This is a genomic window from Actinomadura rubteroloni, assembly GCF_002911665.1.
Taxonomy (GTDB): domain Bacteria; phylum Actinomycetota; class Actinomycetes; order Streptosporangiales; family Streptosporangiaceae; genus Spirillospora; species Spirillospora rubteroloni.
The window spans coordinates 353,256-367,326 of sequence record NZ_MTBP01000004.1 but is presented as its reverse complement, the minus strand read 5'-3'; the positions used below and the strand labels follow the sequence as shown (position 1 = coordinate 367,326).

12 protein-coding genes are annotated in these 14,071 nt (G+C 72.4%); 7 read left to right on the top strand and 5 right to left on the bottom strand.

Annotation, left to right across the window (positions count from 1 at the left end):
- Window positions 1-229 precede the first annotated feature (229 nt).
- Both BTM25_RS25910 and BTM25_RS25905 read left to right on the top strand, forming a co-directional pair.
- A complete protein-coding gene (locus tag BTM25_RS25910) occupies window positions 230-1,771 on the top strand; it encodes an FAD-dependent oxidoreductase (protein ID WP_235828661.1) in 1,542 nt (513 codons plus the stop codon).
- A 528-nt stretch (window positions 1,772-2,299) separates the two neighbouring features.
- Window positions 2,300-3,541 (top strand): hypothetical protein, encoded by a 1,242-nt coding sequence (locus BTM25_RS25905; RefSeq protein WP_103565640.1) that lies wholly within the window; start codon window positions 2,300-2,302, stop codon window positions 3,539-3,541.
- Here BTM25_RS25905 and BTM25_RS25900 read toward each other — a convergent pair.
- A complete protein-coding gene (locus tag BTM25_RS25900; protein ID WP_103565638.1) occupies window positions 3,531-5,606 on the bottom strand; it encodes a tetratricopeptide repeat protein in 2,076 nt (691 codons plus the stop codon). The two genes, BTM25_RS25905 and BTM25_RS25900, sit on opposite strands and share 11 nt — an antisense overlap.
- A 137-nt stretch (window positions 5,607-5,743) precedes the next feature.
- Between BTM25_RS25900 and BTM25_RS25895 the strand changes: the two genes are divergently transcribed.
- Entirely contained in the window at window positions 5,744-6,421 is a 678-nt protein-coding gene (locus BTM25_RS25895) for a (2Fe-2S)-binding protein (RefSeq protein WP_103565636.1), read from the top strand.
- Here BTM25_RS25895 and BTM25_RS25890 read toward each other — a convergent pair.
- A complete protein-coding gene (locus tag BTM25_RS25890; RefSeq protein ID WP_235828656.1) occupies window positions 6,408-7,142 on the bottom strand; it encodes an SAM-dependent methyltransferase in 735 nt (244 codons plus the stop codon). The two genes, BTM25_RS25895 and BTM25_RS25890, sit on opposite strands and share 14 nt — an antisense overlap.
- A gap of 465 nt (window positions 7,143-7,607) precedes the next feature.
- Between BTM25_RS25890 and BTM25_RS25885 the strand changes: the two genes are divergently transcribed.
- Window positions 7,608-10,193, top strand: a complete 2,586-nt coding sequence (locus BTM25_RS25885; protein WP_146059153.1) for a hypothetical protein — start codon at window positions 7,608-7,610, stop codon at window positions 10,191-10,193.
- A gap of 122 nt (window positions 10,194-10,315) precedes the next feature.
- Window positions 10,316-10,582 carry a hypothetical protein gene (locus tag BTM25_RS25880; RefSeq protein WP_146059152.1) on the top strand — a complete coding sequence of 89 codons (267 nt, stop codon included), beginning with the start codon at window positions 10,316-10,318 and terminating at the stop codon, window positions 10,580-10,582.
- A gap of 95 nt (window positions 10,583-10,677) precedes the next feature.
- Here the strand turns inward: BTM25_RS25880 and BTM25_RS25875 are convergent, their stop codons facing one another.
- Window positions 10,678-11,736, bottom strand: coding sequence for an alpha/beta hydrolase family protein (locus BTM25_RS25875; RefSeq protein WP_205648270.1), 1,059 nt, complete (start codon window positions 11,734-11,736; stop codon window positions 10,678-10,680).
- Between the two features lie 134 nt (window positions 11,737-11,870).
- Between BTM25_RS25875 and BTM25_RS25870 the strand changes: the two genes are divergently transcribed.
- Both BTM25_RS25870 and BTM25_RS25865 read left to right on the top strand, forming a co-directional pair.
- On the top strand, window positions 11,871-12,293 hold the full coding sequence (locus BTM25_RS25870) for an acyl-CoA thioesterase (protein ID WP_103565629.1): 423 nt from the start codon (window positions 11,871-11,873) through the stop codon (window positions 12,291-12,293).
- Window positions 12,294-12,342: 49 nt separating this feature from the next.
- Window positions 12,343-12,879 (top strand): DUF4262 domain-containing protein, encoded by a 537-nt coding sequence (locus BTM25_RS25865; RefSeq protein WP_103565628.1) that lies wholly within the window; start codon window positions 12,343-12,345, stop codon window positions 12,877-12,879.
- A gap of 5 nt (window positions 12,880-12,884) precedes the next feature.
- Here the strand turns inward: BTM25_RS25865 and BTM25_RS25860 are convergent, their stop codons facing one another.
- Together BTM25_RS25860 and BTM25_RS25855 are read right to left on the bottom strand one after the other, a co-directional pair.
- Window positions 12,885-13,280, bottom strand: a complete 396-nt coding sequence (locus tag BTM25_RS25860) for a hypothetical protein (RefSeq protein WP_103565626.1) — start codon at window positions 13,278-13,280, stop codon at window positions 12,885-12,887.
- A gap of 83 nt (window positions 13,281-13,363) precedes the next feature.
- Window positions 13,364-14,062, bottom strand: a complete 699-nt coding sequence (locus BTM25_RS25855) for a dihydrofolate reductase family protein (protein ID WP_103565625.1) — start codon at window positions 14,060-14,062, stop codon at window positions 13,364-13,366.
- Between the last annotated feature and the right edge of the window lie 9 nt (window positions 14,063-14,071).

The following is a 14,071-nucleotide window of genomic DNA, read 5'->3' as shown; positions in this document are numbered from 1 at the left end:
TGCTCCTCCGCCATGCTGTCCGTTCTGTCCGGACGTTCTCCGGCGGGAAGCGTACCGCCCGCCGGGGACCGTCCGGTCCGACGTCCTCTTCTCCATCTCGTGGGTTTTCACACCTCCCGCCAGGGAACACTTCCCGTCCCTCACGCCACGGGACCCCGCGGTTGCACCCCGTGTCCCGGGGGCATCATCCGGACGGCCCCACCCCAGGGAAGCGAAGGCGGGTCACGCCGTGATCGAGGGACAGGCGCCCCGGGACACCGTCGTGCCGCCGGGCGACAAGCGGTACCCGGCGCTCAGCCGCGGGTTCAACCAGCGCTGGATCGCCGAGCCCGAGTACGTCCGGCTCGTCCGGTCGCCGGAGGAGGTGCGGGTCGCGCTGGCCGACGCGCTGCGCGAACGTCCGCGCGACCCCCGGCGCACCCGGATCACCGTCCGGTCGGGCGGGCACTGCTACGAGGACTTCGTCTGCGGCGACGACGTCCGCGTCATCCTGGACGTCAGCCCGATGTGCGCGATCGCCCACGACCCCGTCATGGACGCGTACATGGTCGAGGCGGGCGCGACGAACTGGCACGTCTACAGCCATCTGTACCCGTTGAGCGGCACCGCGCTGCCGGGCGGGTCGTGCTACTCGGTCGGGCTCGGCGGGCACATCACCGGCGGCGGGTTCGGGCTGCTGTCCCGGCAGCACGGGCTCACGGTCGACTACCTGTACGCGGTGGAGGTCGCGGTCGCCGGGCCGGACCGGTCCGTCCAGCTCGTCACCGCCACCCGCGACGACGACGGCGACCTCGGCGAGCTGTTCTGGGCGCACACCGGGGGCGGCGGCGGGAACTTCGGGATCGTCACCCGGTTCTGGTTCCGGGACCTGCCCGAGCCGCCCGAGCGCGTCCTGCTCACCGGCCTCGCGTGGAACTGGGCCGACTTCACCGCCGAGGACTTCACCGCCCTGCTCACCGCGTACGGCGAGTACTTCCGCGACCACCAGGACCCGCGCGACGCGTCCGGACGGCTGTTCGCGCTGCTCAAGCTCAACCACGTCAGCAACGGGCAGATCGGGCTCATCGCCCAGGTCGACCTGGACGACGGCACCGGCGCGGACGCGATGGCCGGGTTCCTGGAGGCCGTGGACGGCCGGATCCGCCCGCCCGCCGGGGCCATGTTCGCGCCGATGGGCGAGCACGCGCCGGTCGCGCACGCCGCGCTCCCCCGCGTCCTGCCCTGGCTCACGGCCACCCAGGCGCTCAACGCCAGCGGCGAGAACCGCTGCGGCAAGTACAAGTCGGCGTACTTCCGCGAACCGTTCGACTCCGGGCACATCGCGGCGATGTGGGACTACCTCGGCAACGACAAGTTCCGCGACTACCGCAACCCGCAGGCGCTCATCCAGGTGGACTCCTACGGATCGGCGATCAACACGCCCCGCCACGACACGGCCGTCCGCCAGCGCGACTCGATCCTCAAGCTCCAGTACCAGGTGTACTGGACGCGCGGCGACGTGGACGAGCCCGACCACGTCGACTGGATCCGGCAGACCTACCGGGCGACGTTCGCCGACACCGGCGGCGTCCCGGTCGTCGGGGACGCCACCGACGGCTGCTACATCAGCTACCCCGACGCCGACCTGAGCGACCCGCAGTGGAACGCCTCCGAGCAGCCCTGGTCGACGCTCTACTACAAGGACGCCTACCGGCGGCTCCAGCGCGTCAAGGAGCAGTGGGACCCGCTCGACGTGTTCCGCCACCGCCAGTCCGTGCGCCCCCGGCACTGACCGTCGCAGCGGACCCCGTCCCACCGGACGGTAGAGTTGCGGGGTTTCGTTCGTCGGTGGGGGTCGTGCCGGGAGGGCCATGAGGCGGGAATGGCTGCGGGTGCCGATCGGCCCGCAGGCCGCCCGGTGGGCCACCCGCCGCCCGGAGCGGATCGTCCTCGCGGTCGTCCACAATGTGACGTCGTTGACGCGGCTGCTGGACGTCCTCGACGTTTTCTCGCCCGACCCTCGGGTGCAAGTCGTTTTCACGTGGACGGGGTCGTCGCCTTTCACGCACGACGTGGCCGGCTTTCTCGCCGATCTCGGTTCGCTGGTCGTCCCGTGGGACCAGGCGCTCGCCGAGACGTTCGACCTCGCGGTGACCGCAAGCTATGGCGGGGAACTGCATCTCGTCAATGCGCCGATCATCGCCGTTTCACATGGAATCGGTTACAATAAAACGCTCGCCACAGAACACAGAACACAGAACACAGAACACAGAACACAGAACACAGAACACAGAACACAGAACACAGAACACAGAATCCGGTGTTCGGCCTTTCGGCGGAGTGGCTGCTGGCGGACGGACGGCTCGTCCCGTCCTCGATCGTCCTGTCGCACCCCGAGCAGCGCGACCGGCTCGCCCGCGCCTGCCCCGAGGCGGTGGACGCGGCCGTCGTCGCCGGGGACCCGTGCTTCGACCGCATCCTGGCGAGCCTGGCGCACCGCCGCCGGTACCGCGCCGCGCTCGGCGTCCCGGACGGCCGGCGGCTCGTGCTCGTCAGCTCCACCTGGGGCCCGCGCTCGCTGCTCGGCCGCGCCCCCGGGCTCGTCGCGCGGCTGCTCGCCGAGCTTCCGGCGGACGAGTACACGGTCGCGGCGGCGCTGCACCCGAACATCTGGCACGGCCACGGCCCCTGGCAGGTGCGGGCGTGGCTCGCGGACGCGCTGCGCGCCGGGCTCCTGCTGCTCCCGCCGCGCGACGGCTGGCGGGCGGCGCTGGTCGCGGCCGACGCGGTCGTCGGGGACCACGGCTCGGTGACGTTCTACGGGGCGGCCCTGGACCGTCCCGTCCTGCTCGGCGCGTTCCCGCACGACGACCTCGACCCGGACTCGCCCGTCGCGGCGTTCGGCCGCGCCGCCCCGGCGCTGGACACGGGCCGTCCGCTCCGCCCGCAGCTCGACCGCGTCCTCGCCGGGCACGCGCCGGGACGGTACGCCGAGGTCACCGCGTCCACGACGGCCGTGCCGGGGCGGTCCGCCGCGCTGCTGCGCGCCGAGATGTACCGGCTGATGGGCCTGGACGAGCCCGCGTCGCCGCCGGTGGTCCGCCGTCTGGACGAGCCCGGACGCCCCGAGTCCGCCGACGTCACGGCGCTGCTCACCGAGGTCGAGTGGCGCGGCGCGACGGCCGTCCTGCGCCGCCTGCCCGCCGCCGTCGCGCTCGACCGTCCCGACGCGGCGAAGGGCCACCTGGCCGCCGACCTGCGCGAGACCGACGAGCGGATGCTGAAGCTGGCCGACGTCCTGCACGGCGGCCCGGGCGACGACCCCGCCGACGTCCTCGCGGCGTTCCCCGGCTGCCATGTGGCGGCGTCCGGGCCGGTGGACGGCGTGTGCGCCGTCCGGGTGCGCGACGCGCCGCCGCTGACATGCCGCACGGACGCGCCGGGCCTCGCCGCGTCGGCCGTCTACGGCTGGCTGGCGGCGGGCCGCCCGCTCACCGCGCTGCCGCGCACCGCCGTGCTCGTCACCGGGCCGGAGCGCCGCACGGCGGAATTCACCCCCTGAGCCCGTCCAGCCGCGCCCGGACGGCGTCCGCGCGCGGCTTCCCCGCCAGCAGCTCCAGCGCGGCTTCGAGCGCGGCGACGGCGGCCGCGCGGTCGCCGTCGCGCTCGGCGAGGGCGCTCAGCGTCTCCAGCACCGTCGCCCGCTCGGCCGCGTGCCGCTCGGCGGGCAGCAGCTCCAGCGCCGCGTCCAGCGCCGCGCGGGCCTCGTCGGACCGTCCGGCGCGCACCTGCGCCTGCCCGAGGTCGCCCAGCGCCTTGCCCGCGTTGTAGGTGTCGCCGAGCGCCGTGAGCAGGTCGTGCGCCCGCCGCAGATGGGCGACGGCCGCGTCGTGGTCCCCGGTCGCGCCGAGCGCGCGGCCCCGGTGCCGCCAGGCGAGCGCGACGGCCCGGTCGTCGTCGGCCGCCTCGCTCATCGCGAGGTTGAGCCGCAGGTTGTCGGTGAGCAGGTCCAGGGCCTCGGCGGCGAGGTCCGGGCGCGTCGCCGCCAGCGCGGGCGGTTCCTCGGCCCCGCAGCGCCGGAGCTGGAGCAGCCCCAGCGACTCGACGGCGGTGGCCTCGCCGCGCGCGTGCCCGGCGGCCCGGTCGGCGGCGCGGGCGGCGGTGAACGCGGCGGCGGCGTCGTCCGGACGGTCCAGCTCCAGGTAGGCGAAGCCGAGCTGGCAGCGGACGCGTCCCTCGAAGCGGGGGTCGGACGCGTGCGGCGCGACCGCGGCGGCCCGCCGGTGCGTGTCCAGCCAGTGTTCGTAGTGCTTGCGCTGGAAGCACAGCGCCCACTGCGCTTCGACGAGCTGCACGGCGAGATCCGCCCACCCGTGGTCCGCCGCCGCCTGGACGGCCGCCCGCAGTTCGGCCCGGTGGCCCTCCAGCCACGCGCCCGCCGCGTCCGGGTCGATCTCCGGCGGACGGCCGAGCAGCGGCGCGAACGCGGGCCCGAGCCGCCACCGGCCCGGCATGAGCGCGTGGTCGGCGACCGCCGCGCGGTGCAGGTACCAGCCGAGGAGACGGCGCAGCGCCGCGTCCCGTTCGGCGGGCGCGGCGAGGGCGCGGGCGTGGTCGCGGGCCAGCTCGTGCAGCCGGTACCGCCCTGCGCCCACCTCGGTGATCAGCCCGGCGCGGCGCAGGTCGTCCAGCAGCGGGACGGGGTCGGCCGCGCCGGTCAGCGCGGCGGCCGTCTCGATCGTGACCTCGGCGCCGAACAGCACGCCGAGCGCCCGGTACAGCGCGGCGGACGGCTCGGGAAGCTCCTCGTACCCGGTCGACAGGACGGCGGCCACGGCGTCCGGCGCGGCGGGCGCCGACCGCCGGATCTCGCGGGCGACGTCGGCGGCCGGGCGGGACGCGAGCCGGCTCCCCGCCGCGCACAGGCTGAGCGGACGGCCCGCGCACAGCTCGGCGAGCGCGTCGAAGGCCGGGTCGTCGGCGCCGGCGAGGTCGCGCAGCAGGCTGCGGGCCGCGTCGCCCGCGAGCGGCGGCACCGGGACCTCCACGGCGCCGGGCAGGTTCGGCAGCGGGTCGCGCGCGGTCACCGCGAGCACGCTCCCCGGCGCGGCGGGCAGCAGGCTCCGCACCTGCGCGGCCACCGTGACGTTCTCCAGCAGGACGAGCGCGGGCTTTTCGCTCGTGCGCGTCCGGAAATGCCCGACCATCTCCGGGAAGGCGCGCGGAATGTCGGCGGCGGGCACCCCGAGCGCACGCAGGAATCCGCGTACGACGTCGTCGGCGGTGCGCGCTCCGCCGAGGGCCATGTCGTCCCAGAAATGCGGGCCTTCGGCGTCTTTCCCGAGCGTTTTCAGCCACTGGTACGCCAGTTCGCTCTTGCCGATCCCGCCCGGCCCGGTGAGCACGACGACGAGCGGCACCCCCGCCCGCACGGCCCGCTCGCGCGCCCGCTCCAGGCGGCGCAGCGGCTCCTCGCGGTCGGTGAAGTACAGCGTCGGCGCGGGCAGTTGCCGGGGCAGCGGGACGGCCGGGGAGAGCGAGCCGATGTTGATGTCCCGCCCTTGGATGACCACATGGGCGGACGACGCGTCGATCCGGTTGTTCGTGCCGTCGCCGGGCTGGGACACGTCGACCTCCGCTGAAGACACGAGCCGTCCGGCACCGCACGATACCGTGAAATGCGGATCCCGCAGTGTGGTTGTTTCGGTCGTTGTTTCCCGCCGAATTACCGCCCGTCCCTTTTCCCGGCTACGCTCGGTTCACGATGACACCGGGAATGACGACGCGGACGCTCGGGCCGTACTTCGCGTTCGAGACCGGCGGGCCGGAGCCCGGGTGGCGGACGCTCGGCGCGCTGTTCGGCGACGTCCCGTGGACGGCCCGGCGGGTCGCCGACGTCGCGGACGTCCTCGGCACCGGGGACCTGCGCGTCGCCGCGTCGATCTGGCAGCTCGGCATGGCCGCGCGGCTGTGGAGCCCGGTCGTCGGCGCGCTCGTCGCCGAGGGCGTCCTGCTGGACCTGGACCCGGGACGGGTGTGGTGGCGGCCCGTCGCGTCCGGGCCGCTGCCGCTGCGGATCCCCGCGCCGGCCGTCCGTCCGGGCACGTCGGCCGCCGACGTCGCGGACGTCATGGGCGGCCTGCTGGACCCGCTGGCCGCGCTCACCGGACGCGTCGCGCGGCTCGCGCCGGGGCTGCTGCGCGGGAACGCCGCGTCCGCGCTGGCCGGGGCCGTCCGGACGGTGGCCGCCGCGCGCCCCGACCTCGCCCCCGCCGCGCTCGACCTCGGCCGCCGCCTGCTCGGCCACGGGACGCTGCGCGGCACGGGGACGTTCACCGGCGGGTCGTTCGTCCGCCGGAGCTGCTGCCTCTACTACCGCGTCCCGGGCGGCGGGACGTGCGGCGACTGCCCGCTGACGGGCCGTCCGGTCACACGCGCTTGACGCCCACGCCGACGAGCCCGGCGAACCGCTCGGTGTCGGGCGGCCCCGGCTCCGGACGCCACGCGTTCGGCCCGACGAGCCCGGGGTCGAGCAGCTCGAACCCGGCGAAGAAGGACAGGATCTCGGCGCGGGTGCGGGCGCCGAGCGGGACGTTCGCCCCCTGGTAGACCTGCTCGGCCCGCGCCATCTCGTCCGGGAAGGCGTCCGAGGCGAGGTGCGACAGGACGAGATGGCTGCCCGGCGCGCACGCGTCCCGGTAGGCGGCGACGATCCGGGCCGTCTCGGCGGTGCCGGCGACGAAGTGCAGGACGGACACGAACAGGATCGCGACAGGCTCGTCCAGATCCAGCAGCCCGCTCACGTCCGGATGCGCCAGGATCGCATCCGGCTCACGCAAGTCCGCCTGAACGAACCGCACGCGCCCCGCCGTCGCCAGTAACGCCCGCCCGTGGGCCGCCACCGCCGGGTCGTTGTCCACATAAACGACGCGGGCGCCCGGCCCGGCCACCTCATGGACGTTCTCCCGCGTCGGCAGCCCGGACCCGAGATCGAGGAACTGCCGGACCCCGGCCGCCGCGGCCGTCCGCACCGCGCGCCCGAGGAACGCCCGGTTCAGCCGCACGCCGCGCAGAACCTTCCCGCCGGAGATCCGGACGATCTCGTCCGCGCTCTCCCGGTCCGCCGCGAAGTGGTCCTTGCCGCCTAACCAATAATCGTACATACGGGCGATATTTGGCGTCTGTAGAGCCATGACCGATTCCTACCGCACGGCCGTCTCCAGCCGCGCGCCGTCGGCCGATCAAGGCCATCACCGCGCCAAACCCGCTCGAGCAGCCCGAGACGGACATGGTGCCGGCCGCGCCGACGTGGCCGGCATCGGCAACGAGGCCCCGTGGTGGACCCGAACCCCCTCAGGGCACCGCGACCCTGCGTGACCGACTGACTATGGGCCATGACTGTTCGATCTGTAGCTGCATCGAAGCCATCAGTGACCCAAACCTGATCAGACGCCCTTGTCATAGCCGAGGTTTACCCAGGATCGCGATTGATCGCGACGAGGAACTCCGCTACGTTCTGCACCCACCACGCCCTGTTTGGGCGTTTTGTCCTTCTGTCCTCCCAGCGGGGACCTCGAAAGGTTTCCATGCACTACCATTCGCGCGGCCACAGGCTAGGGGCATGCCTTGTGGCCGGCCTCTTGGTCGCCGGGCTAGCCTCGGCCGTCGCCGCCACCGAGACGGCCACCGCACGACCCGCGGCGGCGAGCCCCGAAGACTCGCCGATCAGCGCGTCACCCGAAGCCGGGCAGTTCTACCCGACCCGTGTCCGCATCATGGACAACGCGCAGGTACCGGCCCGTGGAACCACCACCATCCAGGTCACCGGCCAGGGCGGCCTTCCCACAGCGGACATCTCCTCCGTGGCATTGAACATCGGCGCCAAGGGGGACTGGTTCAACAACGGCACCCTGACGATCTACCCTTCGGGGGCGCAGGAGCCGACAGCGACGGCCGTCAGCTACAACCCGAACTACTACGCCTCCAACATGGTGATCACCAAGGTCGGGGCGGACGGAAAGATCAAGGTCGCCAACAAGAGCGACCAGCCCGTCCGGGTGTATCTGGACGTCCACGGCTACGCCCTGTCGACGCCGGGAAGCGCGCCCGGCAGCACCTACAATGGCCTGCCGCCCGCCCGCCTCGTCGACAAGACCAAGATCGCGTCCATGGGGAACTTCGAGCTCTCCCCGCTCGGCGAAGGGGGAGTTCCCGCCTCCGGCGTCGACGCCGTCGCGGTGAGACTGACCCTCAAGGGTGAACAGACCGGCACTGTCCGCGTTTACGCTGCCGGTGACGTGTGGCCCGCCGACGCCAACGTCGACTATCCGCAGAACATCACCGCCCAGACCTTCTCCATCGCCAAGATCGGCCAAGACGGCAGGATCAACGTCCACAACCTCAGCGGCGGCGCGGTCGAGGTCTCGGTGGACGTCGTCGGCTACTTCACCAAGGCGCTCAAGCAGGGCGCCACGATCGTCACGCTCCAACCTGGCCGGCTCGCCGGCAACGTCACGATTCCCGCGAACGGGGACTACGCTCTCGCGCCCCGCGGCAAAGCGGGGATTCCGGACTCGGGAACGTCCACGGTCGGGATCAACGTCACCGCCAGCAGCGCGGGAACCGGGGCCCTGAGCGTAACTCCTTCCAGCACGAACGAAACCGCCGTCGAGACCGTCGCCTACGCCGCGGGGAGGCCGACCACTGGTTTCACCACCGCCCGCCTGGGCGGTGACGGAAAAGCCGTCATCCACAACAGCGGTACCTCGCCCGTCACCATCTCCGTCGACGCCTTCTCCTACTACGCCGACCCGCAGCACGACATCACCGCCGAAGTCGCTGACGGCACCCTGAAGCTCGCTTGGCGCCCTCGGCAAGGAGCCGGTGAGTACGTTCTCATGGACGCCGGAAACGAAGAGGTGGCCTGGCGCGGAAACTCGACCTCCACGAACCTGCCCATGCCCGCACCCACCTTCCGGACCCTGATCCTCGCGGCCGTCGAACCCGGAACCACGATCAGCTACCTTGGCAAGATCCTTGCCACGGCGCCGGACCCCCAATCGGAAGTCGCTCCGATGACCGTTGTCACCTCCGCATCGGGAACTGACATCAAGTGGGCATCGGATCCGCCGGGCACCGACGTCCCGCCCATTGACAGCACTCTCGAACACCGGATCGCCGCCGACGACGGAACAGTCGTGGACGTCCCGCTGAGCCGGGCCTCGACCACGACCGCACTCGGGCAGTCAGCCACGTTCACCGTGGCGACCGGCGGCGCGGAAGTCCCCGAAAAGGTCGACGACGAGAACTCGCCGGACGCTCCCGCGGACCCGCCCGCCGGCACTTTCCCCGACGACCCTCCAGCAGTGGAGACCGGGGACGGCGTGCCCATCGACGATCCCACGACGCCGACTCCGGCACCTAGCGCATCCACTCAGGTCGAGGCGGGTCCGGCGACAACGGACGACGGCGGCGAAGATCCGAATTCCGTCCTCAACGACGTTGTCATCAGCCCACCCGCAATGACCGTCGACGAATTCGCCGCCCTCGCGGGACTCGGCACGCCGTCACAGACATCCATTCAGGCCCGGTCGGCCGAGGTCGGCGCCCAGGGACTCACCAAGGGATCGACCTGGGTCGACTACGAAACCTACATTCCCTCCGCCAAGGTCCATGTCATTCCGGGTGCGGCTCTGGCTTGCTTGGCTCTCAAAGGCCAGTGGTACGCCGGAGACGGCCGCGGAGTAGGACACAACACCGGAAAATACCGCACCCGTGTGGCGATCAACCTGGACTGGAAGGACAAGAAGAACTTCGCCTACCGCGACGTCCACTCCACCCACCGACTCGCTCCGACCTACGCCACCAAGACGGCCTCGGTGTCAGGAATCACCTTCAAGGCGTCAAAGAACACCGGCAAGTACGCCAGGATCTTCATCGACCATGGCGTGGGAAACCCCTTCTGTTACATCACCAGCATCGAGTACAGGATGTGGCTGGAGTTTTATAAAAATGGAGAACACTGGGTTTACGGCAGGCATGTCCGGATGCCTTCACATCAGGTGTACCAGGAAGATTTCTACTACGACAGTGCCGGATGGCATCACTACGGTGCCCGGCTCATGTTCAACCACCCGGCCGTCGCCGCCATGTGCCTAGCCGCTTTCGGCGCTCCAGCCGTTTGTGGCTACAAGAAGACTCAAGTGGTCCAGTAGGATCGAGTATCTGGTTGCCCGCTTCCGGCGAGAGGTCGTGGACCTCTCGCCGGAAGCGGGTTGCCCAGGAAAAGAGGGCGGCGATTTTGAATCCCCGAATGTCCGCAATACTACGTTCAGCAGTGGGATACATTTCCCTTGTCGCAGGGTTTGGCGTGTCGGTTTTCGTCGCCCTGCTCACGGGAATGTTCCTCGACGAGCACGAGTCAGGAATGGAGCGCCTCAGTAACGTTTATACGTGGATCATCTATGTCTGGTCGGCCCTGATCGGACTCGTCGCCATTGCGATCTTTCGCGGAATTCTCCACAAGAACATCGGCTCCTGGTGGCTGACCTGCTGTCTCATTCCCTCGATCGCGTCCGCGCTGCTACTCGCGGGCGCGGGATAACACCACCGCGGCCTTCGACAGACCCGTCGTCATGCACGCTCGGCAGACGACTGGTCGTACATGCGGGCGATGTTGGGGGTCTCCATGCCCGATTCCTACCGGACGGCCGTCCATTCCGCCTCCAGGCGGGCGCGGTCGGCGGGGTCGGCGCCGGGCCACATCCGCAGCACCTCGCGCAGGCTCCACGCGCGGACCTCGGCGAGCCGGGACGGCGTGCCGTGGACGTCGTCCTGCTCCACCAGGCGGAGTTCGGGCGTCGCGCAGCGGATCCGGTCGAAGTCGAACGGCGGGACGATCTCGTCGCGGCGCGCGGTGACCATCGCCAGCGGGACGGTCAGGGAGCGCAGGTCGTCCTCGCCGAGCGGCCAGTCGCGCAGGTGCTCGAAGACCTCCTCGGCGGGCACGCGGGTCAGGTGCGCGAGCGTGTCGCGCGTGGAGCGCGGGAGCCCGGCCTGCCAGACCGGGTCGGTGAAGAACGTGTCGACCGGCGGACCGTTCCCGACGACGCCCCGGATGCGGGGGTCGCGCAGCGCCGCGAGGATCGCCGCGTGCCCGGCGAACCCGGACGCGAGCAGGTACGTCTCGGCCGTGCGGGCGCGGTCGGCGAACGCGTCGAGGATCGCCGAGAACTGCCGGTGCGGGGTCTCCCAGTCGTAGCGCAGCGGGTTCTCCCCTACGCCGGGCAGCTCGGCGACGACGCCGGCCAGCCCGAGGTCCGCGACGCGCGGCAGGATCGGCGCCCACAGCTCCTTGGGGCTCTGCAGCCCGCCCACGACGACGAGCAGCGGCCGGGGCGCCTCGCGCGACAGCCCGGTCGTCCAGACGCGGACGTCGACGCCGTCGACCGCCACGGCCTCCGGCTCGATCCCGCGGTCGCGCCGCCAGCGGTCGAACGCCTCGACGGCGCGGGCCTGGGCGCGCTTGCGGCCGGGGCCGTCCACGAACGGGAAGCGTCCGCGCAGGTAGCACTGGAGCGCGGCGAGCGGCTCGCCGGCCGCGTCGTGCTCCTCGCCGGCGCGGATCCACTCGTGCGGCCATGATCCCGGCTCGTCGCCGGCGTCGGCGACGATGCGGGCGAGCACGTCGCCGGTGTCCGGCTCGGTGACGACGGTGTGGCCCGTCACCAGGCGTTTCAGCTCGTCCAGGTCGTTCACCGGACCGTCCTTCCGCAGCGCGCGGACGGCACGCCCCGCCCGCGGTCCCGACGTCGCGTGACGTCCGGCCACGCTAGGCCGCCCAGCTTAAGGAATTCTGAAGTGGATTGGTAGGAAATACTAGAGTGAGGGGCATGTCCGACGTCTTCACCGTGCCCGTCGCCGTCCGCGGCTACGAACTCGACACGCAGGGCCACCTCAACCAGGCCGTCTACCTCCAGTACGCCGAGCACGCCCGCTGGGAGTGCCTGCGCGCGGCGGGCGTCGGCCTGGACGAGCTGCGCGCGAGCGGGGTCGGGCCGGTGGTCCTGGAGACGACGGTCAAGTACCGGCGGGAGCTGCGCGGCGGCGACGCCGTGACGGTGAGCTGCCGGTTCACGGGCGGAAACGGAAAGACGTTCCGGATCGTCCAGGAGATCGTCAAGGCCGACGGGACGGTCGCCGCCGAGGTGACCGGCGTCGGCGGCCTGCTGGACCTGGCCGAGCGGCGGCTCGTCCCCGATCCGGCCGGGCGCCTGCGGAGCCTCGCGGGCGATCCGGCGGTGCTCGGCCTGTAGCGCCGTCCCGGACGGCGGGCGTTCACCCGCCGACCGTAAGCTTTCGGTCATGTCCCCCGGCGGTCCGCCCTGCAACTGCGTGCTGTGCCACGACTACGGCGACCGGCACCGGATGGACACGTTCCTGCTGCGGACGATCGTCCACATCAGCGAGTACGGCTGGAGCGTCGTGCTCGTCCAGCCCGAGCGCGACCGGCCCGGCTGGGCGTACACGATCGGCCTGTGGCACAGCCACCGCGCCCCCGAACTGGCGATGTTCGGCGCGGACGTCTACGAGACCGAAGAGATCCTGAACACGCTCGGCCGCGCGTCCGCCGCCGGCGCCGGCCCCCTGGACGGCGAGCGCCGCCCCGAGACGGTGCGCGGCCACGACGCGGTCTTCCGTTCGGTCGACGCCCGCTGGTACCGCCCGCTGTTCCCCGGCGCGGTGTCGTTCCACCGCCGTCCGCCGCTCCCGTTCCTGCAACTCGTCTGGCCCGACGACGCGAACGCCTTCCCGTGGGATCCGGACGGCAAGCGCACCACCCAGCCCTGGACCTGGCTGCCCCCCGCGCACCACCCCCCGTCCCCCTGGCTCCCCCGCTGACGGCGTCAGGCGCGGACGGCGGTCGCGAGGACCAGGACGAGCGTCAGGGCGGCGCCGAGGCCGTGGATGAGGACGGCCGCCGCCGGGAACGTCGCGCCGCGCGCGTGGCGCCCGTCGTGGCCGACCAGCCAGCGGGTGAACAGGACGAAGCCCTGTAGCGCCGTGGCGACGAGGACGGCGAAGGCCGCCCAGGCGCACCAGCGCGTCCCGGTGGTCAGGTGGACGGCCCACAGCACGAAGCCCGCCAGCGCGGCCGGGGGGTGCCCGCCGAGCAGCAGCAGCGGATGACGGGTCACCTTCGCGGCCGGGCCGCGCAGCCCGCCGTCGCGGACGAGCCGGGACAGCAGGTGCACGCCGGCGGCGGCCGTCAGCAGCCAGGCGATGAGCGCGGCGACGTCCACGGCCCTCCCTCCCGGCGGCGCCGAGGGCCAGTGTGCCGCGCGGCGGGGGCCGGGCACGGCGGTTCCGGCGAAGTCGCGGCCGATCAGCGCAGCCGGTAGCGGAGGAACAGGACGCCGTCGTCCTCGTAGACGGCGGCCGGACGTACCGGGACTTCGGCGTCCAGGGCCCCCAGAAGGGGCGTATGGTGCGCGCTGCCGTGCAGCGCGGGCGCGAGGTTGAGGCACAGCTCGTCGGCCAGCCCGGCGCGCACGAGCGACGTCGTCAGGGCCGGACCGCCCTCGCACAGCAGCCGGTCCAGCCCGTGGTCGTCGCGCAGCGAACGCACGGCCGCGCCGAGGTCCACCGCGTCGTCGCCCGCCACGACGGCCGGCACCGGGAGCCGGCGGCCGGACAGCGCGGACGCGCACGTCACGACCAGCGTCGGCGTCTCGGCGGCGGTGAACAGCGGCAGCGTCCAGTCCAGGTCCAGCGACCGGCTCACGACGACGATCGGCGCGGGCGGGCCGCCCCGGCGCTCCCGCAGCTCGGCGCTCAGCCGCGCGGGGCCGAGCCGCCGCGTCCGGACGGTCGACGCCCCGACCAGGATCGCTCCGGCGAGAGCGCGCAGCACGCGGAACACGCGGAAGTCGGCGGCGCCGCCGAGCCCGTCGGTCCAGCCCTCGGCGTCGGTGACCGTCCCGTCCAGGCTCGCGACCATTCCGATCCGCAGCGGCGGGACGTCCGCGCCGTACTCGTCGTAGGGGTCGACGGACGCGGCGGGCGACGGGAGGAGACGGCGCATGACCTGCAA

What these genes read in the sequence shown, in the direction of transcription:
- BTM25_RS25895 (WP_103565636.1), top strand. Translation starts at nt 5,744, where the DNA reads ATGACACCGGGAATGACGACGCGGACGCTCGGGCCGTACTTCGCGTTC.
- BTM25_RS25890 (WP_235828656.1), bottom strand. Translation starts at nt 7,142, where the DNA reads ATGTACGATTATTGGTTAGGCGGCAAGGACCACTTCGCGGCGGACCGG.
- BTM25_RS25870 (WP_103565629.1), top strand. Translation starts at nt 11,871, where the DNA reads ATGTCCGACGTCTTCACCGTGCCCGTCGCCGTCCGCGGCTACGAACTC.
- BTM25_RS25865 (WP_103565628.1), top strand. Translation starts at nt 12,343, where the DNA reads ATGTCCCCCGGCGGTCCGCCCTGCAACTGCGTGCTGTGCCACGACTAC.
- BTM25_RS25855 (WP_103565625.1), bottom strand. Translation starts at nt 14,062, where the DNA reads ATGCGCCGTCTCCTCCCGTCGCCCGCCGCGTCCGTCGACCCCTACGAC.